Here is a 19,791-nt window from a genome sequence, read left to right as displayed (position 1 = left end):
TGGCCCGCCAAAATGGACCTGGAATCGAGAACAGCGCCATGATCGATAGGTCGATGGAACTCGAGGTTCTCGATACTCAAACTATCAAGCTCGAAGTGCCTTATTGGCTGGACAGACACGATGAGTCCGGCGTAGCCCGGCTAATCGTGAAGGAAGATGAGATTTCTGGGGGAGCGAAGAAGTGAGTCTTATGAACAGGCCGCAACTCGTTTCTCCCTGCTCCGGATGGCAAGAAGACCTGCCTCATCCTGATGATGTGCCGGTGGTAATGCCGGCTCTTGGATTCGATACACCCAATCATCAAGATGATGTCTTTCTGGAACTACCGCGCGCATCTGCGTTGATCAGAGGTTTGATGATCTGGTTCGCGCTGGCCATGAGCATCCTGATGGTTGTTCTGTCATGGCTCTTTTTTTCAATTGAGCAAAAACTTAGGTTTGAAATCTGGACGATATTCCTCTGCTGTTTATCCGTTGGAGTTTGGTCAGCCCCGATCTTCTGGAAGTTCGATGTATCGCCTCCCCGCGATATGCCCCTCCGCTTCAACCGCACCCGCCAACGCCTCTACGCCTACAACTTCAACTACCGCTGGTGGAACCCCTTCGAACGCTGGCGGGTCGAGCCGGTGGCGTACGACTGGTCACAGGTCCGGGCCGAACGCTGGCTGAAACGCGGTGCGACTTCGCACGGGGTCGTCATCAAGGGCGGCGTCGTGCTCTCCATCGTCAAGCCCGGTACCAATGAAGTCATCGACCGCTTCCCCCTGACTACCATGGGTGCCGACGAACACGCGTGGGCCTATATCTGCACCTACATGCAGCAAGGCCCCGACGCGCTACCGCCTCCCGACCCGCCGAAAGACCACAACGATGTGTCGTGGTGCAACATCGCCATGCTCCTGGCACCGAAGGTCAAATGGCCCGCCGATATGGACCTGGAATCAAGAACGGCACCATGACAACCGCAACTTCCTCCGGTCCTCACCAAGCCCGCGCCCAACCCCGCCTCACAGCATCTTCTCCAACCCGACAGCCTTGGTGATCCAGGCATTGAAACGCCGCCACAGGCCGCCGGGTTCGGTGGTCAGCACGCGCCGCTGGCCGTTGTCCTCGGTGACCCACACCAGCTTCCCGTCCTGCAATTCCACCTGATACGCCACCGCTGGCGCCGTGCCCTGGATCGCCAGGTCGCGGGTGTATTGCGCCAGCTCCGGGCTGTCCACCAGCACCCCGACTTCGGTGTTCCATAGCACCGAGCGCGGGTCGAAATTGAATGAGCCAATGAACGTCTTCTGGCGGTCGAAGACGATCGCTTTGCTGTGCAGGCTCGAATCCGAGCCGCCACTGACGCTGTAGCGCGGCTGCCCCGGGTCACCGGGCTGGCGCCGCAATTCGAAGAGTTTCACGCCGTGTTCCAGCAACGCCTTGCGATAAGGCGCGTAGCCACCGTGCACGGCCGGTACGTCGGTGGCTTCCAGGGAGTTGGTCAGCAGGCTCACCGAGACGCCGGCGTCGGCGCGTCCGGTCAGGTACAGCAGGCCCGGCTCGCGGGGGACGAAGTACGCCGAGATGAGGATCAGTTCATGGCGCACGTTGTTGAGGTCCGGCGCCAGTTGCTGGCTCATCAGCAAGTGCGGGTCCGGCTCGTCGTCGGCCAGCACTTTGCTCGGCGCATCCCACAGGGCCTGGCTATGAGCCCAGATCAGTTCGTTGCGCCAGATGTCGAGGCGCGGCTGGGTCTGGTAGGCCATCAGTCGGTCGTAGAGTTGTTTGTGCTGCAGCCGCGCCTCGGCCAGTGATTGTTCCAGGCGCTGGCGGCTGGCGCGCAGGTCGTCGGCGTCCGGCTGGCTGTAGAGGAAATCACCGATGGGCTGGCTCAGGGCGCTGTTCCAGTACTGGTCGAAGCTGTGCCCGAGTTGTTCGGCGACCGGGCCGACGCCCAGCAGGTCGATGTCGGTGAAGTTCAGGTTCGGCTCGGCGTCGAAATAGGCGTCGCCCAGGTTGCGCCCGCCAACGATGGCCATGCTGTTATCCACCAGCCAGAGCTTGTTGTGCATCCGCCGGTGTTGGCGCGAGAGGTTGAACAGCCGGCCCATGGCGCGGGTGACGCCGGTGCTGCGGCCCAGTTGCAGGGGGTTGAAGACGCGGATCTGAATGTTCGGATGGGCGGCCAGCACGCCCATCTCGGTGTCCTGGCCATCGCTGGTGGTGTCGTCGAGCAGGATGCGCACCCGCACGCCGCGGTCGGCGGCGGCCAGCAGCTCATGCACCAGCGCCCGGGTGCTGAGGCCGTCGTTGACGATGTAGTACTGCAGGTCGATGCTGCTTTGCGCGTTGCGGACCAGCTCGGCGCGGGCGCGGAAGGCTTCGTTGCTGTTGGGCAGCAGGCGAAAGCCGGAGCGCCCGTCATAGGCCGCGGCCTGACGTTGCACCGAGCGGCCGAACGCCGATTCGTTGGCCGGCAGCGCCTGGCTGACATCGCGCGGGGCGCTGACGCTGGCACAGCCACTCAGGGCCAGCAGCAGGGTGAGCAGGAAGGGCAGCAGCCGATAACTGGTCAAATGAGGATTCCGTGGTCGCGGGGCAGTTGAACTGTAGACCGCGCGAAGCGGCGCAACGTTACCCGGCGATTACCTCCTCGGCCAGTAGACGAATGGCGGTTTCGCCGACGGTGCGCACCGCGGCCTCGATCGCCGGGCTCGGCCGGGCGGCGTAGTTCATGCGCAGGCAATTGCGGTACTTGCCCGACGCGGAAAAGATGCTGCCCATGGCGATCTGTACGCCTTGGCCGAGCAGGGCGCGATTGAGGCGCAGGGTGTCGAAGTGTTCCGGCAATTCGACCCAGAGCAGGAAGCTGCCCTGTGGCCGGCTGACCCGGGTGCCTTGCGGGAAGTAGCGAGTGACCCAGTCGATCATCTGGTCGCGGCCGCGCTGGTATTGGCTGCGCATACGCCGCAGGTGGGGCTGATAGTGGCCGGCCTCGATGAAGTCGGCGATCGCCAATTGTGGCTGGGGTGCGGTGCTGCCGGTGCTGATGTATTTCATGTGCAGCACCCGTTCGAAGTAGCGCCCCGGCGCGACCCAGCCGATACGCAAACCGGGTGCGAGAGTTTTGGAGAAGGAACTGCACAGCAACACGCGTCCGTCATCGTCGAAGGACTTGATAGTCCGTGGTCGTGGGTAGGTGTAGGCCAGGTCGCCATACACATCGTCTTCGAGGATCGCCACGTCAAAGCGCTGGGCCAGGCTCAACAGCGCGCGTTTGCGGGCCTCGGGCATGATGTAGCCGAGCGGGTTGTTGCAGCTCGGCGTCACCTGAATCAGCTTGATCGGCCACTGTTCCAGCGCCAGTTCCAGGGCTTCGAGGCTGATGCCGGTGAGCGGGTCGGTGGGGATTTCCATGGCTTTCATGCCCAGGCCCTTGAGGGTCTGCATGGCGCCGTGGAAGCTCGGTGAATCCACCGCGACGATGTCCCCCGGTTCGCACACGGCGCGGATGCTCGCCGACAACGCTTCGTGGCAGCCGGTGGTGATCACCAGGTCGGCGGCGTTGACCGTGCAGCCGGAGTCGAGCATCAGCCGCGCCACTTGTTCGCGCAGGGCCAGGTTGCCGCTGATGGTGTCGTAGTAGAGGCCAGGCATGTCCTGGCGGCGGCTGAGCTGGGCCAGGCTGCGCAGCAGCGGTTTCAGGGTCGGGCTGTCGACATCCGGCATGCCGCGCCCCAGTTGCACCACATCCTTGCGCGGCACGCTGCGCACCAGCTCCACCACGTGCTCCCACTGCGAGATATCCACAGGCCGCTGTGCCGGCCGACCTATCGCCGGCAGTGCCGGGAGGTTGCGGTGTTGCGGCACGAAGTAGCCGGACTTGGGCCGCGGCGCCACCAGGCCGTTGTCTTCCAGCAGTCGATAGGCCTGCTGCACGGTGCTCAGGCTGACCCCGTGTTCAAGGCTCAGGGCGCGTATCGACGGCAGGCGGTCACCCGGACGGTACAGGCCCTGTTCGATGCGGGCGCCCAGCAGTTCGGCGAGGTTGAGGTAGAGGGTCATGAGCGTACTCCAGACAGGCTTGTAGGACGCAACCAGTACAGATGTCGGAAAAATACAGCATTCAGAGCGAATTTGGCGAAATCTGTATGGAAATAATAGTCGCCGGTTGGATCTGTAATGCTTTTTCCCTCTCGCGCATCATTTCTTCACGGTTTCCCACCCTGAAAGGAGTGACGCGATGAACGGCCTGAGTGATGTGCGATTGAAGTTGTATGGCTGCGAGCTGGAGCAAGGCCAGCGCAAATCACTGATCGACACGCCGACCGGCATGGGCCGCCTGGGCCTGATGCTGCATCGCTGGCGCACCCGCCGGGCGCTGCTCGAGCTGACGCCCGATCAGTTGAATGACATCGGTCTGAGCCGCGAGGCCGCCGAGGAAGAAGGGCTCAAGCCGTTCTGGCGCTCGTGATACGGGTCAGGTCAGTTCCTTGAGCCGATGCCAGAGCATGCCCAGCGCCAGCAATGGCGAGCGCAGGTGTTTGCCGCCGGGGAAGGTGATGTGCGGGACCCCGGCGAACAGGTCGAAACGCCCGCTCTGCTGGCCGCTGATGGCTTCGCCGAGCAGGCGGCCGGCCAGGTGCGTGGCATTCAGTCCATGCCCGGCATACGCCTGGGCGTAATACACGTTGGAATGGTCGCGTAGCCGACCGATCTGCGGCAGGCGGTTGGCGCCGATGCCGATCATGCCGCCCCACTGAAAATCGATGCGCACGTCCGCCAGGTGCGGGAACACCTTGAGCATCTTCGGCTGCATGTAGGCGCCGATGTCTTTTGGGTCACGGCCGGAATAATGGCAGGCCCCGCCGAACAGCAGCCGGTGGTCGGCGGACAGGCGGAAGTAATCCACGGTGACCCGCTGATCGCACACGGCCATGTTCTGCGGCAGCAGTTGCCGCGCGCGTTCCTCGCCCAGCGGCTCGGTGGCGATGATGTAGCTGCCAGCGGGAAGAACCTTGCCGCCCAGCTCGCGGTTGAGGTCGTTCAGGTAGGCGTTGCAGCACAGCACCAGGGTGCTGGCGCGGACGCTGCCTTGCTCAGTGTGCACCGTCACCTGCGGGCCGTAGTCGATGCGAGTGACGGCGGACTGTTCGAAAATCTGCACGCCCAGTTGCGTCGCCGCTGCCGCCTCGCCGAGGGCCAGGTTCAGCGGGTGCAGGTGGCCGGAACCCATGTCGATCAGGCCGCCGGCGTAGCGGTCGGAGCCGATCACGCTGTGCATCTGTTCGGGCTGGACCAGGCGCAGTTCGTGGCGATAACCAAGGTCGCGCAGGGCCTGGGCCTCTTCGGCGAAATCGTCGAATTCGCCCGGCTTGTTCGCCAGGTCGCAGTAGCCCCAGGTCAGATCGCAGGGGATGTCGTGGCGCTCGACCCGCTGGCGGACGATTTCCACGGCTTCCAGGCCCATCAGCTTCATCTGGCGCACGCCGTCTTCGCCGATCACCGGGCGGAATTGCTCGAGGCCGTGGCCGACGCCGCGGATCAGTTGCCCGCCATTGCGTCCGCTGGCGCCCCAGCCGACCTTGCGCGCTTCCAGCAGGATCACGTTGAAACCGCGGTCGGCCAGCTCGATGGCGGTGTTCAGCCCCGAGTAACCGCCGCCGACCACACAGACGTCACAGCGCAGTTCTCCGGTCAGGCGCGGGTAGTCCGGCTGCGGGACGCTGCTGGCGGCGTAATAGGAAGCGGTGTGCGAGGTTGACTGCTGAGCGCGAGGCGGCATCGGGTAGTGGTCCTGAGGCGGGCTATGCGGCGCAGGATATGTCTTGCATCAGGTCGGAACAATATCGGACTGAACGCGTCATGCGACTTAGGGCTCAGTCGTTGCCGGGATGATGCTCGGCGGCTCACCGGAGCCGCCGAGGCTAGCGGTGCGCAATCATTTGATTACTTTCATGGGCGACACATTGACGGCCGGCAGTCCGAGACTGGAAAGATCAATGACGCTGACATTTTCCGCGGGCTCTTCCGGATCGACCGCGGGATCGACCGCTTCAAACTTTATATCGGTTATCAATATATTGGCTTTGTCCGTATCTCCCAGGCCCCAGTTGACGATCGCAAGTTTCCCATGGGTAGTGGGGGGAAGGTGATTTATTGTGAAGCGGTGAGTATAAGTTTGTTCCTTGACGGAAACGCGTATAGACCCCGCTTGGTTCGGTGTGTCAGGGAGTAGAGGATATAAAAAAGGATAAGCGATCACTTCCCCGATCAGACGATTTGCATCGTTGTCGGACTGGGCGCCACTTTGCATTGTCCCCCCGGTGGGAACAGCTTTTGCCGTGATCGTTAGCCGAAAGTGAATGCCCGATAATTCATCGGAGTTAGGGATTATTTGTTGGAGGTTTCCATTGGATGGGCCGTCAAGTCCATTGGTAAGTAACCACTTTTTATTGTTCCATGAAATAATTTCAAACGTTAAAGGTTGTCCTGCCATCGTTGTCCATGGTTCAGTTCCTGATTCAAAATTTCCATTTTCAATAAGGTTCATGATCGCGCGTCCAAGTTGTTAAGTGCCGTTTTGGCACTTCAAACAATAGGCGCTTGCCGGGAGGGCGAAAACTGACATTTTTAACAGTAGTGAACCTGGATATTCGGTGCGAAGGTGGATGATTTACTCATCGGACCGTGGATTAATAATTTTGCGGTGGTTGGGCTTCATGTTTGACGAGCCCTTCGGCAAAATACCGAGCCGTCCCTGTCAGTGTCCTCTCATGTCCTGTAACAGCCATAAGATTCGCTTCCTGCGCGAACAGATTCCGTCGTTCGACTGCGTGCCCGGCTGCCACGACTGCTGCGGGCCGGTGACCACCTCCAGCGAGGAGATGGCACGCCTGCCGCGCAAGAGCGCCGAGGAGCAGGAGGCCGCGCTGGCCGAACTCAACTGCGTGCACCTCGGTCCCCAGGGCTGCACGGTGTACGAGGAACGGCCGCTGATCTGCCGGCTGTTCGGCACCACGCCGCGCTTGCCGTGCCCGCGTGGGCGCGGCCCGCAAGAGATGATCGATGCGGGGGCCGAGCAATTGGTTCATCAGTTCATCGCCAGCACCCGTCAGGTGCTGGTGTAGGAATCAGTCGGGAATCGGCAGGTTCAGGCTTTCCTTCACTTCTTCCATGACGATGTAGCTCTTCGATTCGCGCACGTGCGGCAGCTTCAGCAGGATGTCGCCGAGCAGCTTGCGGTACGAGGCCATTTCGGAAATCCGCGCTTTCACCAGGTAGTCGAAGTCACCCGAGACCAGATGGCATTCCAGCACGTGCGGCAGCTTGAGCACGGCGCGGCGGAATTCCTCGAAGGTGTCGCCGGACTTGTAGTCCAGGCTGATCTCCACGAACACCAGCAGGCTGCCTTTAAGGTGCTGCGGATTGAGGCGGGCGTTGTAGCCCATGATGATGCCTTCGCGCTCCAGGCGGCGGACCCGCTCGGTGCACGGTGTGGTCGAAAGCCCGACCTTTTCGCCCAGCTCGGTGAAGGAAATACGCCCGTCGGTCTGCAGGATGCGCAGGATATTCCGGTCGATCTTGTCCAGTTCACGCTTGCTTTGGTGCTGGGTTCTCATAGTGGATGCCCCTTTGTAAAAGCCAACTTTGCCGAGAATTCTCGCCAAATATAGGTTTTTATATAGTGAAATGCACTGCCTCGAGTTTTTTACACTGCGCGCATTCATGCCTTTCACAATAAATGTCTGCGGTGCGCCGCTTCGAGGGATACAACATGCGCGTTCTGGTACTTGGTAGCGGTGTGATCGGAACCGCCAGTGCCTACTATCTGGCCCGGCAAGGTTTCGAGGTCGTGGTGGTCGATCGCCAGCCGGCGGTGGCCATGGAAACCAGTTTCGCCAACGCCGGCCAGGTCTCGCCAGGTTATGCCTCGCCATGGGCCGCGCCGGGCGTTCCGCTGAAAGCCATCAAGTGGCTGCTGCAGCGCCACGCACCGCTGGCGATCAAGGCCACGGGCGACGTCGACCAGTACCTGTGGATGGCCCAGATGCTGCGCAACTGCACCGCGAACCGCTACGCGGTGAACAAGGAGCGCATGGTGCGGCTGTCCGAGTACAGCCGCGACTGCCTCGACGAACTGCGCGCTGAAACCGGCATCGCCTACGAAGGCCGCTCCCTCGGCACCACCCAACTGTTCCGCACCCAGGCGCAACTGGACAACGCCGCCAAGGACATCGCCGTCCTCGAACAGGCCGGCGTGCCTTACGAACTGCTGGACCGCGAAGGCATCGCCCGCGTCGAGCCGGCCCTGGCCAACGTTTCCGACATCCTCGCCGGTGCGCTGCGCCTGCCGAATGACCAGACCGGCGACTGCCAACTGTTCACCACCCGCCTGGCGGACATGGCGATCAAGCTGGGCGTCGAGTTCCGCTTCGGCCAGAACATCCAGCGCCTGGACTTCGCCGGCGACCGCATCAACGGCGTATGGATCGACGGCAAGCTGGAAACCGCCGACCGCTACGTGCTGGCGCTCGGCAGCTACTCGCCGCAACTGCTCAAGCCGCTGGGCATCAAGGCGCCGGTCTACCCGCTCAAGGGTTACTCGCTGACCGTGCCGATCACCAACCCGGACATGGCTCCGACTTCGACTATTCTCGACGAGACCTACAAGGTCGCCATCACCCGTTTCGACAACCGCATCCGCGTGGGCGGCATGGCTGAAATCGCTGGTTTTGACCTGTCGCTCAACCCGCGTCGGCGCGAAACGCTGGAGATGATCGTCAACGATCTCTATCCTCTGGGCGGCAACCTGAGCGAGGCCGAATTCTGGACCGGCCTGCGCCCGACCACCCCGGACGGTACGCCGATCGTGGGTGCCACACCGTTCCGCAACCTGTTCCTCAACACCGGTCACGGCACGCTCGGCTGGACCATGGCATGCGGCTCCGGCCGTCTGCTGGCTGACCTGATCGCCCGGAAAAAGCCGCAGATCAGTGCCGAAGGCCTCGATATTTCACGCTACGGACAACACCAGGAGACCGCCAAGCATGGCAATCCAGCGCCAGCTCACCAATGAGCGCATGAGTCAGATCGTCACCCACAACGGCACCCTGTATCTGGCGGGCCAGGTGGGCAACGACATGAACGCCGGGATCGAACAACAGACCCGTGAAACGCTGGGCAATATCGAACGCCTGCTGGACCTGGCAGGCACCGACAAGAACCGCCTGCTTTCGGTGACCATTTACCTGAAAGACATCGATGCCGATTTCCAGGGCATGAACGCAGTGTGGGACAAGTGGCTGCCCAAAGGCGTCGCACCGGCCCGCGCCACGGTCGAAGCCAAGCTCTGCGAACCGGAAATCCTGGTTGAAATGTCGGTGGTTGCCGCGCTTCCGTAACGCTCTCTCGTCTTCACCCGGTGCCGTTCAGGCGCCGGGTCTTTTTTCCTCAAACAGACTGCCAGAAGGCTGCCGTCATGCGTCCCGCCCGTGCCCTGATCGACCTGCAAGCACTCCGCCACAACTTCCAGATTGCCCGTCAACTCTCCGGGGCCCGCGCCCTGGCGGTGATCAAGGCCGATGCCTACGGGCATGGCGCGGTGCGCTGCGCCCAGGCGCTGGAAGCCGAGGCCGATGGTTTTGCCGTGGCCTGCATCGAAGAGGCGCTGGCGCTGCGCGAGGCGGGGATCAAGGCACCGGTGCTGTTGTTGGAAGGCTTCTTCGAGGCCGACGAACTGCCGCTGATCGTCCAGCACGACTTCTGGTGCGTGGTCCATTCGCTGTGGCAACTGGAGGCGATCGAGAAGGCCGCGCTGGCCAAGCCGATCCAGGTCTGGCTCAAGCTCGACTCAGGCATGCACCGGGTGGGCCTGCATCCGAAGGACTATCAACCCGCGTACCAGCGCCTGCAGGCCAGCGGCAAAGTGTCGAAGATCGTGCTGATGAGCCACTTCGCCCGCGCCGACGAACTGGACAGCCAGGCCAGCAACGACCAGGTGGCGGTGTTCCAGGCCGCGCGCCAGGGCCTCGACGCCGAAGTCAGCCTGCGCAACTCGCCGGCCGTGCTTGGCTGGCCACAGATTCCGAGTGATTGGGTGCGTCCGGGCATCATGCTCTACGGCGCCACCCCGTTCGAAACCTCGCACGCCGAAGCGGACCGTTTGCAGCCGGTGATGACCCTCAAGTCCCGCGTCATCAGCGTGCGTGAATTGCCCGCCGGTGAGCCGGTGGGCTACGGCGCGCGCTTTGTCAGCCCGCGTCCGACCCGGGTCGGCGTGGTCGCCATGGGGTATGCCGATGGCTATCCGCGTCACGCGCCAACCGGCACGCCGGTGGTGGTCGCCGGCCAGCGCAGTCAACTGATTGGGCGGGTTTCCATGGACATGCTGTGCATCGACCTTACCGACGTGCCACAAGCCGGTCTCGGCAGTCCGGTGGAGTTGTGGGGCAAGCGGGTACTGGCCAGCGAGGTGGCGGCGAAGGCCGATACCATCCCGTATCAAATCTTTTGCAACCTGCGCCGGGTGCCGCTGATCTATACCGGAGAGTGACGCGCCATCACTGACGAGCTGCGGGTCGAAGTGTTGTAAATACTGAACGCTGTTGCGATGATGGCGCACATTTCGACCCCATACGTTCGTCAGGAGGGCTCCAGCATTGGACGTCGGTGAACGACTACAAGCCATTCGCAAGCTCAAGGGCCTGTCTCAGCGGGAACTCGCCAAGCGCGCGGGCGTGACCAACAGCACCATCTCGATGATCGAGAAAAACAGCGTGAGCCCGTCCATCAGCTCGCTGCGCAAGGTGCTCGGCGGGATTCCGATGTCGATGATGGAGTTTTTTGCCGAAGACCTGCTGCCGGAAAATCCGAAGCAGATCGTCTACAAGGCCCACGAACTGATCGACATTTCGGACGGCGCCGTGACCATGAAGCTGGTCGGCAACGGGCATCCGAGCCGCGCCATCGCCTTTCTCAACGAGATCTACCCGCCAGGCGCCGACACCGGCGAAGAAATGCTCACCCATGACGGCGAAGAGACCGGCATTCTGCTCGAAGGTCGGCTGGAACTGGTGGTGGGCATGGAAACCTTCATCCTCGAGGCGGGCGACAGCTACTATTTCGAAAGCACCAAGCCGCACCGCTTCCGCAATCCCTACGATGAGCCGGCACGGTTGATCAGCGCAGCCACCCCGGCGAACTTCTGAACAGAGGCTTGCGAACAGAGCGTGGCGCGGCTGATTGTCGCGGCTAAACCCCTTTAGTCTGTAGGGCTGTTTCGGTGCGGCGGGGTTCCCGCTATACTTGCGCCGCCTGCGAATCCGTGGCCGCGGGCGTGACTAGCCACCATGAGGGTGTACGTGTGAACCTAATCAAGAAAATGCTGGCCGTACCAGCTACCGTAGTGGCCCTTTGGGCAGTCAGTGCTCAGGCTACGACCAACGACGAGATCGCCAAGCGACTGGAACCCGTCGGCCAGGTCTGCGTCCAGGGTCAGGAATGCAAGGGAATGGAAGTGGCTGCCTCCGCAGGCGGCGGCGGTGCCAAGACCCCGGATGAAATCATCGCCAAGCACTGCAATGCCTGCCATGGCACCGGTCTGCTGGGCGCGCCGAAAGTCGGCGATACCGCGGCCTGGAAAGAGCGCGCCGACCACCAGGGTGGCCTCGATGGCATCCTCGCCAAGGCGATCACCGGCATCAACGCCATGCCGCCGAAAGGCACCTGCGCCGACTGCTCGGATGACGACCTGAAAGGCGCCATCAAGAAGATGTCCGGCCTGTAAGCCTCGCGAACCTCGCAACGAAGCCCGCCTTGTGCGGGCTTCGTCGTTTCTGGCTACCGTGGAGTAATTCGGACACCCGCCCGGTCCAAGCTGTACTCACGGGCGCCACGGGGAGAGGGCACAGTGCACAGGTATTCGATCGAGGACGCGGTGGAGCAGGTGCTGGCGCAATTGCCGGCGCATATTCACATGGGGCTGCCGTTGGGGCTGGGCAAGCCCAACCGCTTCGTCAACGCGCTGTATGCGCGGGTGCGGACGCTGCCGGAGCGGCGCTTGACGATCTACACCGCGTTGACCCTCGGCCGCCCCGACCTCGGCGATGGCCTGCAGCGGCGCTTTCTCGAACCCTTCGTCGAGCGGGTGTTCGCCGATTACCAGGAGCTGGATTACCTCGCCGACCTGCGGGCCAGCCGGTTGCCGGCGAACATCCGCGTCGAGCAGTTCTTCCTCCAGCCCGGCAGCCTGCTGCACAGCCCGCAGGCGCAGCAGGACTACGTCAGCAGCAACTACAGCCATGCCGCCCGTGACATCAATGCCAAGGGCCTGAACCTCATCGCGCAACTGGTGGCCGAGGACGACACCCGCCCCGATCACCTGAGCCTGAGCTGCAACCCCGACATCACCCTCGACCTGCTGCCGATGATCGCCCGCCGCCGCGCCGCTGGCGAAACCATCCTGCTGCTGGGGCAGGTGCACGCCGAGCTGCCGTACATGCCTGGCACGGCGGAGCTGGCGCGCAATGACTTCGACCTGTTGATCGACACCCCGGAACGCTGCCGGCTGTTTTCCACACCGAACATGCCGGTCAGCACCCAGGACCATCTGATCGGCGTGCACGCCAGCACCCTGGTGCGCGACGGCGGCACGCTGCAGATTGGCATCGGCGCCATGGGCGATGCGCTGACCGCCGCACTGCTGGCGCGGCAGGCGGATACGCCGGGGTATCAGGCGCTGCTGGGCGAGTTGGACCTGTCGCCGTGGCAAGGGCTGATCGAGCGGGAAGGCGGCGTCATGCCATTCGTCCACGGGCTCTACGGTTGCAGCGAAATGTTCGTCAACGGCCTGCTGGCGTTGCTCGAAGCGGGCATCGTCCGGCGCCCGGTGTATGCCGACGAAGCACGCCAGCAGGCGGCCAACGCCGGCGCGCCACCCGGCGCCGAGGGCGTGCTGGTGCACGGCGGCTTTTTCCTCGGGCCGCGGGCGTTTTATCAGCGTTTGCGCGAGTTGCCGATGGAGAGCCGCGCGCGGATCGCCATGGGCGCCATCAGCTTCATCAACGAGTTGTACGGCCAGGAAGCGCTCAAGCGTTTGCAACGCCGCGATGCCCGCTTTATCAACACGGTGTTCACCATGACCCTGATGGGCGCCGGGGTGGCCGACCAACTGGAAGACGGCCGCGTGCTCAGCGGCGTGGGCGGGCAATACAACTTCGTGGTCCAGGGCCATGCGCTGGAAGGCGCACGCTCGATCCTGCTGTTGCGCTCCTGGCGCGAGGCGGGCGGCGAGGTGAGTTCGAATATCGTCTGGGAGTACGGGCACTGCACCATTCCCCGGCACCTGCGGGACATTGTGATTACCGAATACGGCATCGCCGACTTGCGCGGGCAGACCGACGCCGAAGTCATCGCCCGCCTGCTGGCGATCAGCGACTCGCGCTTCCAGCCACAGTTGCAGGCCCAGGCGCAGAAGGCCGGCAAGCTGGCGGAAGACTTCGTCCTTGATGCGCGCTTTACCGACAACACGCCGCAACGTCTGGAGGGGCTGCGTGCGCGGCATGGGCGGCTGTTTCCGGAGTATCCGCTGGGTTGTGATTTCACTGCCGAGGAGCGGGATCTGTTGCGGGCGCTGAACTGGCTGAAGAGCAAGTTCAAGCTGAGCGAGGCATTGGAGTTGGGCAAGGCGGCGCTGGATGCTCCGGCGCCGGAGGCGTATCCGGCACAGTTGGCGCGGATGGGGCTGGAGAAGCCGGATGGGTTGAAGGAGGAGGTGTATCAGCGGTTGCTGTTGGCGGGGTTGCAGGCGACGGCCGGGAGTTTTTCCGGGTGAGAGCGGGCCCGTTTGGGGTTCATCGCGAGCAAGCTCGCTCCTACAGGGCCCGTAGGTGAGGGCCCCAAAACCCGAATATTCTTATTTCCTAAAGGTATTTAAATAATTTTTCTTATGCCTTTATAGTCATTCCCCTGCGTACCCGCCGACCAATCGGCGCGCCGCACGAACACGAACCAACACGGCAAACCCCGTGAGTTTCTTGATCGATGCGCGCACCTGTTGGGCGCGCTCTGGGTGGGAGTGAATCATGTCAGCGGTCTCTAACGTCTTGTCGTCCATCGACGGCGCGCAGCAACAAACCTTTGAAATACGGCCTTTCAACGGCGCAGTCGGCGCCGAGATCATCGGCCTGGATTTGTCCCTTGCGGTCAATGGCGAAGACTTCGCTCGCATCCACCGGGCACACCTCGACCATCATGTCCTGGTCTTTCGCGACCAGCGCATAACCCCCGAACAACAGATCGCCTTCAGCCGCCGTTTCGGCGTGCTGCAGATCCATGTGCTGAAGCAGTTCCTGCTGGCCAATCACCCGGAAATCCTCATCGTCTCCAACATCGTCGAGAACGGCCAGAACGTCGGCCTGGGCGATGCCGGCAAGTTCTGGCACTCGGACCTGTCGTACAAGGAGCTGCCGAGCCTGGGTTCGATGCTGCATGCCCAGGAACTGCCCAGCGAAGGCGGCGACACCCTGTTCGCCGACATGCACAAAGCCTGGGAAAGCCTGCCGGAACACCTGCGCAAGGCGGTCGAAGGGCGCAGCGCGGCGCACTCCTACACCGCGCGCTACAGCGAAACCAAATTCGAAGGCAACTGGCGTCCGACCCTGACCGCCGAGCAACTGGCGCAGGTTCAGGAAGTCATTCACCCGGTGGTCCGCACCCACCCGGAAAACGGTCGCAAGGCGCTGTTCGTCAGCGAAGGCTTCACCACCCGCATCGTCGGCCTGCCCGAAGACGAAAGCCGGCAGATCCTCGCCGAGCTGTACGCCCACAGCGTGCTGGAGCAGAACATCTACCGCCATCAATGGCGCCCCCATGACTTGGTGTTCTGGGACAACCGCTCGTTGATCCATCTGGCCGCCGGCTGCCCGGCGCACCTGCGCCGCAAGCTGTACCGCACCACCATCCAGGGCGACGCCCCGTTCTGATCTGTCGAGGAATTCACCATGCGTAACTCATTCAGCCGCCTCGCGGCCAGTATCGGCCTGGGCGCCAGCCTGATCGCCGGCAGCCTTGTCGCCCCGAGCGTGGCCCAGGCCGAAGGCGAAATCCGCATCGCCGAACAGTTCGGCATCGTCTACCTGCTGCTAAACGTCGTCCGCGACCAGGGCCTTATCGAGAAGCACGGCAAGGCGCAGGGCCTCGACATCAAGGTCGACTGGACCCAACTGTCCGGCGGCGCCGCGACCAACGACGCGCTGTTGTCCGGTTCGGTGGATATCGTCGGCGCCGGCGTCGGTCCGCTGCTGACCATCTGGGACCGCACCTACGGCCGGCAGAACGTCAAGGCCGTGGCGTCGCTCGGCAACTTCCCGTACTACCTGCTGAGCAGCAACCCGAACGTGAAGACCATCGCCGACTTCACCGAAAAAGACCGCATCGCCCTGCCGGCGGTGGGTGTCTCGGTGCAGTCGCGCTTCCTGCAATACGCCGCTGCCAAGCAGTGGGGCGACAAGGAATACAACCGTCTCGACAAGTACAGCCTGGCCGTCCCGCACCCGGACGCCACCGCGGCGCTGCTGGCCGGCGGCACCGAGCTGAACGCGCACTTTTCCAACCCGCCGTTCCAGGACCAGGCGCTGGCGAACAAGGACGTTCACGTCGTGCTCGACACCTATGAGCTGCTCGGACCCAACTCGCCAACAGTGCTATTCACCACCGAGAAATTCCGCAAGGACAACCCGAAAACCTACCGGGCCTTCGTCGATGCCCTCGCCGAAGCGGCGGACTTCGCTCAGCACGACAAGGCCGCGGCGGCGGACACCTACATCCGCGTGACCAAGGCCAAGATCAGCCGCGACGAGCTGCTGAAGATCATCGACAACCCGAAGTACGAATTCAGCATCACGCCGAAGAACACCTATCCGCTGGCCGAGTTCCTGTACCGGGTCGGCGCCATCAAGCACAAGCCGGAATCGTGGAAGGACTACTTCTTCCAGGACGACAAGCCGTTGCAGGGGAGCTGAGTTCATGACCGCCCCATTGCAAGGCCACACGGTCAGCAAGCTCAGCCCCATAGACACCCCACCGTTGTTGCAGGTGGATTCTCTCAGCCTGGAATACCGCACCGCGCAGCGCGTGGTGCGGGCCACCCACCAGGTCAGTTTCGAAGTGGACAAGGGCGACCGCTTCGTCCTGCTCGGGCCGTCCGGCTGCGGCAAGTCGACCTTGCTCAAGGCCGTCGCCGGCTTCATCGCCCCGAGCGAAGGCAGCATCCGCCTGCAGGGCCAGGCGGTGCATGGCCCCGGCCCTGATCGCATCGTGGTGTTCCAGGAGTTCGACCAGTTGCCGCCCTGGAAAACCGTGAAGCAGAACGTCATGTTCCCGCTGCTGGTGTCCGGCACCCTCAAGCGCGCCGAGGCCGAGCAGCGGGCGCTGCACTACCTGGAGAAAGTCGGCCTGGCGGCGTTCGCCGACGCCTATCCGCACACCTTGTCCGGCGGCATGAAAGCGCGGGTTTCGATCGCCCGGGCACTGGCCATGCAGCCGAAGATCCTGCTCATGGACGAACCCTTCGCCGCCCTCGACGCCCTGACCCGGCGCAAGATGCAGGAAGAGCTGCTGGCGTTGTGGGAGGAGGTGCGTTTCACCCTGCTGTTCGTCACCCACTCGATTGAGGAAGCGTTGGTGGTGGGCAACCGCATTCTGCTGTTGTCGCCGCATCCGGGGCGGGTCCGCGCCGAGATCCACAGCCATCAATACGACCTGCACAGCCTCGGCGGCAGCGACTTCCAGGCCAGCGCCCGGCGTATCCACAACCTGTTGTTCGAAGACGGCCAGGCGCCGGCCGATGAGGCTGACCTGGGCTTCAACGACATTCGCATCGCCTACTGACCGGGAGCTTTCTCATGACCACTTCATCTTCCCCGCGTCAGGAATACGAAATCGCCCTGCAACCCTGGGACGGCATCGCCCTGGAGCGCGAACTGCCGCTGGCCCAGCGCCTGTGGCAGCAACGTTGGCTGCGCAAGAGCGTGATCCTGATCGTGCTGGCGATCCTCTGGGAGGCTGCGGCCCGCTATCAGGGCAACGACCTGCTGCTGCCGACCTTCCTGCAAACCGCCCAGGCGCTGTACGACGGCCTGATCAGCGGAGAGCTGCTGGAGAAAGTCGGCGTGTCGCTGGTGGTGCTGCTCAAGGGCTACGTGCTGGGCATCGTCCTGGCGTTCGGCCTGACCAGCCTGGCGGTATCCACGCAGATCGGCCGCGACTTGCTCGACACTCTGACCTCGATGTTCAACCCGCTGCCGGCCATCGCCTTGTTGCCGTTGGCGCTGCTGTGGTTCGGCCTGGGCGAGAACAGCCTGATTTTCGTGCTGGTGCACTCGGTGCTCTGGGCTCTGGCGCTGAACACCTACGCCGGTTTTCTCGGCGTCAACGAAACCCTGCGCATGGCCGGGCGCAACTACGGCCTGCGCGGACTGCGGCTGGTGGTGCACATTCTGGTGCCGGCGGCGCTGCCGTCGATCCTTTCGGGCCTGAAGATTGGCTGGGCCTTCGCCTGGCGCACGCTGATCGCCGCCGAACTGGTGTTCGGCGCCACCAGCGGCAAAGGCGGGCTGGGCTGGTACATCTTCCAGAACCGCAACGAGCTGTACACCGACAAGGTGTTCGCTGGCCTTGCGGTGGTGATCCTGATCGGTCTGCTGGTGGAGAGTCTGGTGTTCAACGTGCTGGAGCGGGTGACGGTGCGGCGCTGGGGGATGCAGCGCTGAATTACTCGTCCTGATACTGCGCTGCGGCGCTGGTCAGGGTCTTGGCGATCAACTGGCGCAGCGCCGTTGGCTGTTCGACGATCAGTTCATCGCCCTGGCTGAGCAGCCACCAGCGCAGGCTCCAACTGTTGCTGACCGTGGCCTGGAGCCTGTGGCCGTGTTCCAGGTCGGTCAGGGTCATGTCCGCTGACAGCGGCGTCTCGCGCACCAGCCGTGCGAGGTTGCTGCTGACCCAGGCGTGCAATTCGATTTTCTCGGCGCTGCCGAATTGCAGGGCGTCACTGCGCAGGTAGCTTTGCAGGTCGAAGGCGTCCAGGCCCTGGGCCGGGCTGGCCAGCACGCTCACCTGGCGGAAGCGGTGCACCGCGAACTGGCGGGTGTCGGTGAACGGTTGGGCGGTGGCGATCAGGTAGGCGACCTGGCCGCGCTGGATCAGCGCCAGCGGGTTGAGGGTCAGTTCCACGGTTCGGTCGGTGTGCGCCGAGTAGTACTGGCACTGCAACTGGTATTCCTCAAGCAGGGCCTTTTGCACCGTTTCCAGTATGGCGTCGGAGACTTCCGGGGCCTGCATGTTCATGTCCGGACGCACGCTGGCGACCTTGTCGAGCCAGCGCGCCGCCTTGTTCTCCGACGAAAGGTGTTCGAGCTTTTGCCGGGCATGGCTGAAGCGCGCATCCAGCCCTTTGAGCATGCTGCCGGGGAGCAGGGGCCGCACCGCGTCTTCCACCAGCGCCAGGCTCAGCGCCTCGCCCACGCTGAGGCCGCGCAAGTCCACGTAGGCGTTCGCCGCCCAGTACCAACCGTAGGGAATACTGCGGTCGTTGCGCTCCAGCGGGAAGATCAGCGACAGCTCGTTGAGGTCGCGTTCGATGCTGCGCTTGCTGATGCTGAAGCCGGCGTCCTTGAGGCGCAGGACCAGCTCCGCGCTGGTGATGCCGGGGGAGCGGCTGGGGAGCTGGCGCAGCAATTCCCATTGACGGCTGAGGGTGGCGCGGGTGGTGGCGGAGGGCAAAACGGTCAGTCCTTGTCTAGGCTTGCGGCGAAAGCATGATGTCCAGCAGAAGGCATGGCAGTTTGCCATTAATTTACCCATTCAGGGATGAACCGTTGAATTGCCCCGACCAACGTGTCCGCGACAGGTTTTGTCGTGACGCCCAGCAGAATCACGCCTCAACGCCCGCGCAGAAACCAGGGAGGGCGGTTCAGTGAGGATGAACATGTCTGCTGCCAGCAATATCTACTCTCTGCTCGGGCGCCTCTTGCCCGAGCGTGTCGTGCCCGCGCCTGGCCGTCTGCGCGTGCGGCGGCTGTACACCGGCGTCGGCCTGCCGGCGCAGCGAGCGGCGCTTGGGGAGCGCTTCAGCCTGGTCAGCCTGCTGGATGAGGCTCCGGACTTGCTGGCGGTCTATGGCGATCTACGCCGGCAGGCGCTGGAAGGCAGTGTCACGGCGCTCAACGACCTGGGCTGGATCTGGCTCAACGGCCGCTACTGGCGCGCCGATCCGACGCTCGCCGGACACCTGCTGCGCATGGCGGCGTTGCAGGGCAGTGCGGTGGCCTGGTTCAACCTCGGTCAGCAGCATTACTTCGGCAAGGGCGTGGAAATTTCCTATCTCAACGCCGCCGAGTATTACCGGCACGCCTTCGAGGCCGGGCTGGCCGAGGCGGCAGCGGCGCTGGGCGATCTGTTTGAAGAAGAGGTCTGCGACGGCGGCGGCAATCTCTGGTCGGTGGACCTGCAAAAAGCCTACGAATGGTTTTTCCGTGGCGCCCAGCGTGGCGATGCGCGCTGCCGTTTCGAGGTGGGCTATCGTTTGCTGCATGGTCAGCAGGTCGCCGCCGACAGCCGTGCCGGGGTGTATTGGCTGGAGCTGGCGGCGGTGGCGGGGGTTGCGCAGGCGGCGGAAGAGCTGGCGCTGCACTTCAATACCAGCGGCAACGATCTGCGTTATCTGTTCTGGCGCGATCAGGCCATCAGCCTCGGCAGCCCGCTGGCGCTGGCGATGAAACTGGAAGCCCAGTTGCGTATCTGATGT

General features: G+C 63.3%; 20 protein-coding genes and 1 pseudogene. 15 read left to right on the top strand and 6 right to left on the bottom strand.

Annotated features, from left to right (window positions below):
* Together NTD88_RS16030 and NTD88_RS16025 are read left to right on the top strand one after the other, a co-directional pair.
* A partial coding sequence (locus tag NTD88_RS16030; protein WP_262191740.1) for a hypothetical protein occupies nucleotides 1-185 on the top strand: 185 nt, incomplete at its 5' end.
* A 5-nt stretch (nucleotides 186-190) separates the two neighbouring features.
* A complete protein-coding gene (locus NTD88_RS16025) occupies nucleotides 191-958 on the top strand; it encodes a DUF6708 domain-containing protein (protein WP_262154996.1) in 768 nt (255 codons plus the stop codon).
* Nucleotides 959-1,006: 48 nt separating this feature from the next.
* On the opposite strand, the gene NTD88_RS16020 is transcribed toward NTD88_RS16025, so the two are convergent.
* Nucleotides 1,007-2,560: a phospholipase D family protein gene (locus NTD88_RS16020; RefSeq protein ID WP_262154995.1), complete on the bottom strand. Its 1,554-nt coding sequence runs from the start codon at nucleotides 2,558-2,560 to the stop codon at nucleotides 1,007-1,009.
* A gap of 58 nt (nucleotides 2,561-2,618) precedes the next feature.
* On the bottom strand, nucleotides 2,619-4,049 hold the full coding sequence (locus tag NTD88_RS16015; protein WP_262130650.1) for a PLP-dependent aminotransferase family protein: 1,431 nt from the start codon (nucleotides 4,047-4,049) through the stop codon (nucleotides 2,619-2,621).
* Between the two features lie 178 nt (nucleotides 4,050-4,227).
* Between NTD88_RS16015 and NTD88_RS16010 the strand changes: the two genes are divergently transcribed.
* The gene (locus NTD88_RS16010; protein WP_095158981.1) at nucleotides 4,228-4,458 is read left to right on the top strand and encodes a DUF1127 domain-containing protein; all 231 of its coding nucleotides are present in this window, start codon (nucleotides 4,228-4,230) and stop codon (nucleotides 4,456-4,458) included.
* Nucleotides 4,459-4,464: 6 nt separating this feature from the next.
* Here NTD88_RS16010 and NTD88_RS16005 read toward each other — a convergent pair whose 3' ends face one another.
* Together NTD88_RS16005 and NTD88_RS16000 are read right to left on the bottom strand one after the other, a co-directional pair.
* Nucleotides 4,465-5,769, bottom strand: coding sequence for an NAD(P)/FAD-dependent oxidoreductase (locus NTD88_RS16005; protein ID WP_262154994.1), 1,305 nt, complete (start codon nucleotides 5,767-5,769; stop codon nucleotides 4,465-4,467).
* 156 nt (nucleotides 5,770-5,925) lie between these two features.
* On the bottom strand, nucleotides 5,926-6,537 hold the full coding sequence (locus NTD88_RS16000) for a hypothetical protein (protein ID WP_262154993.1): 612 nt from the start codon (nucleotides 6,535-6,537) through the stop codon (nucleotides 5,926-5,928).
* A gap of 223 nt (nucleotides 6,538-6,760) precedes the next feature.
* Between NTD88_RS16000 and NTD88_RS15995 the strand changes: the two genes are divergently transcribed.
* Entirely contained in the window at nucleotides 6,761-7,114 is a 354-nt protein-coding gene (locus NTD88_RS15995) for a YkgJ family cysteine cluster protein (protein WP_262154992.1), read from the top strand.
* 3 nt (nucleotides 7,115-7,117) lie between these two features.
* On the opposite strand, the gene dadR is transcribed toward NTD88_RS15995, so the two are convergent.
* Nucleotides 7,118-7,606 carry a transcriptional regulator DadR gene (gene dadR, locus NTD88_RS15990; protein ID WP_042121505.1) on the bottom strand — a complete coding sequence of 163 codons (489 nt, stop codon included), beginning with the start codon at nucleotides 7,604-7,606 and terminating at the stop codon, nucleotides 7,118-7,120.
* Nucleotides 7,607-7,761: 155 nt separating this feature from the next.
* Between dadR and dadA the strand changes: the two genes are divergently transcribed.
* From dadA to NTD88_RS15940, 10 genes and pseudogenes are all read left to right on the top strand, one after another.
* Nucleotides 7,762-9,063 (top strand): D-amino acid dehydrogenase, encoded by a 1,302-nt coding sequence (gene dadA / locus NTD88_RS15985; protein ID WP_095158985.1) that lies wholly within the window; start codon nucleotides 7,762-7,764, stop codon nucleotides 9,061-9,063.
* Entirely contained in the window at nucleotides 9,035-9,388 is a 354-nt protein-coding gene (locus NTD88_RS15980; RefSeq protein WP_095158986.1) for a RidA family protein, read from the top strand. The genes dadA and NTD88_RS15980 overlap by 29 nt, the downstream gene beginning before the upstream one ends.
* 77 nt (nucleotides 9,389-9,465) lie before the next feature.
* Nucleotides 9,466-10,539 (top strand): alanine racemase, encoded by a 1,074-nt coding sequence (alr, locus tag NTD88_RS15975; protein WP_262154991.1) that lies wholly within the window; start codon nucleotides 9,466-9,468, stop codon nucleotides 10,537-10,539.
* A gap of 106 nt (nucleotides 10,540-10,645) precedes the next feature.
* Complete coding sequence (locus tag NTD88_RS15970) at nucleotides 10,646-11,194, top strand: cupin domain-containing protein (protein ID WP_262130645.1); 549 nt, start codon at nucleotides 10,646-10,648, stop codon at nucleotides 11,192-11,194.
* A gap of 173 nt (nucleotides 11,195-11,367) precedes the next feature.
* Nucleotides 11,368-11,772, top strand: coding sequence for a c-type cytochrome (locus NTD88_RS15965; RefSeq protein ID WP_095159010.1), 405 nt, complete (start codon nucleotides 11,368-11,370; stop codon nucleotides 11,770-11,772).
* Nucleotides 11,773-11,895: 123 nt separating this feature from the next.
* Nucleotides 11,896-13,818 carry an acetyl-CoA hydrolase/transferase C-terminal domain-containing protein gene (locus tag NTD88_RS15960; RefSeq protein WP_262154990.1) on the top strand — a complete coding sequence of 641 codons (1,923 nt, stop codon included), beginning with the start codon at nucleotides 11,896-11,898 and terminating at the stop codon, nucleotides 13,816-13,818.
* 233 nt (nucleotides 13,819-14,051) lie between these two features.
* A pseudogene (locus NTD88_RS15955) lies at nucleotides 14,052-14,968 on the top strand (TauD/TfdA dioxygenase family protein).
* An 18-nt stretch (nucleotides 14,969-14,986) separates the two neighbouring features.
* Nucleotides 14,987-16,006, top strand: coding sequence for an ABC transporter substrate-binding protein (locus tag NTD88_RS15950; protein WP_262154989.1), 1,020 nt, complete (start codon nucleotides 14,987-14,989; stop codon nucleotides 16,004-16,006).
* Nucleotides 16,007-16,010: 4 nt separating this feature from the next.
* A complete protein-coding gene (locus NTD88_RS15945) occupies nucleotides 16,011-16,874 on the top strand; it encodes an ABC transporter ATP-binding protein (RefSeq protein WP_262154988.1) in 864 nt (287 codons plus the stop codon).
* Between the two features lie 14 nt (nucleotides 16,875-16,888).
* Complete coding sequence (locus NTD88_RS15940) at nucleotides 16,889-17,755, top strand: ABC transporter permease (RefSeq protein WP_095158993.1); 867 nt, start codon at nucleotides 16,889-16,891, stop codon at nucleotides 17,753-17,755.
* 1 nt (nucleotide 17,756) lies between these two features.
* Here NTD88_RS15940 and NTD88_RS15935 read toward each other — a convergent pair whose 3' ends face one another.
* Nucleotides 17,757-18,767 (bottom strand): helix-turn-helix transcriptional regulator, encoded by a 1,011-nt coding sequence (locus tag NTD88_RS15935; protein WP_262154987.1) that lies wholly within the window; start codon nucleotides 18,765-18,767, stop codon nucleotides 17,757-17,759.
* A gap of 205 nt (nucleotides 18,768-18,972) precedes the next feature.
* Here NTD88_RS15935 and NTD88_RS15930 point away from each other — a divergent pair, with 205 nt between their 5' ends.
* Nucleotides 18,973-19,788 carry a tetratricopeptide repeat protein gene (locus NTD88_RS15930; protein ID WP_262154986.1) on the top strand — a complete coding sequence of 272 codons (816 nt, stop codon included), beginning with the start codon at nucleotides 18,973-18,975 and terminating at the stop codon, nucleotides 19,786-19,788.
* Nucleotides 19,789-19,791: the final 3 nt, after the last annotated feature.

The sequence above is a fragment of the Pseudomonas sp. 20P_3.2_Bac5 genome (assembly GCF_025466035.1).
GTDB lineage: Bacteria > Pseudomonadota > Gammaproteobacteria > Pseudomonadales > Pseudomonadaceae > Aquipseudomonas.
The sequence above is the reverse complement of the archived record's forward strand: the minus strand, read 5'-3'. Positions and strand labels throughout refer to the sequence as shown.

Bases quoted from the DNA above. Each gene is read 5' to 3' on its own strand.
- NTD88_RS16025 (WP_262154996.1), top strand. From the start codon at position 191: ATGAACAGGCCGCAACTCGTTTCTCCCTGCTCCGGATGGCAAGAAGAC.
- NTD88_RS16015 (WP_262130650.1), bottom strand. From the start codon at position 4,049: ATGACCCTCTACCTCAACCTCGCCGAACTGCTGGGCGCCCGCATCGAA.
- NTD88_RS16010 (WP_095158981.1), top strand. From the start codon at position 4,228: ATGAACGGCCTGAGTGATGTGCGATTGAAGTTGTATGGCTGCGAGCTG.
- NTD88_RS16005 (WP_262154994.1), bottom strand. From the start codon at position 5,769: ATGCCGCCTCGCGCTCAGCAGTCAACCTCGCACACCGCTTCCTATTAC.
- NTD88_RS16000 (WP_262154993.1), bottom strand. From the start codon at position 6,537: ATGAACCTTATTGAAAATGGAAATTTTGAATCAGGAACTGAACCATGG.
- NTD88_RS15995 (WP_262154992.1), top strand. From the start codon at position 6,761: ATGTCCTGTAACAGCCATAAGATTCGCTTCCTGCGCGAACAGATTCCG.
- dadR (WP_042121505.1), bottom strand. From the start codon at position 7,606: ATGAGAACCCAGCACCAAAGCAAGCGTGAACTGGACAAGATCGACCGG.
- dadA (WP_095158985.1), top strand. From the start codon at position 7,762: ATGCGCGTTCTGGTACTTGGTAGCGGTGTGATCGGAACCGCCAGTGCC.
- NTD88_RS15980 (WP_095158986.1), top strand. From the start codon at position 9,035: ATGGCAATCCAGCGCCAGCTCACCAATGAGCGCATGAGTCAGATCGTC.
- alr (WP_262154991.1), top strand. From the start codon at position 9,466: ATGCGTCCCGCCCGTGCCCTGATCGACCTGCAAGCACTCCGCCACAAC.
- NTD88_RS15965 (WP_095159010.1), top strand. From the start codon at position 11,368: ATGCTGGCCGTACCAGCTACCGTAGTGGCCCTTTGGGCAGTCAGTGCT.
- NTD88_RS15950 (WP_262154989.1), top strand. From the start codon at position 14,987: ATGCGTAACTCATTCAGCCGCCTCGCGGCCAGTATCGGCCTGGGCGCC.
- NTD88_RS15945 (WP_262154988.1), top strand. From the start codon at position 16,011: ATGACCGCCCCATTGCAAGGCCACACGGTCAGCAAGCTCAGCCCCATA.
- NTD88_RS15940 (WP_095158993.1), top strand. From the start codon at position 16,889: ATGACCACTTCATCTTCCCCGCGTCAGGAATACGAAATCGCCCTGCAA.
- NTD88_RS15930 (WP_262154986.1), top strand. From the start codon at position 18,973: ATGTCTGCTGCCAGCAATATCTACTCTCTGCTCGGGCGCCTCTTGCCC.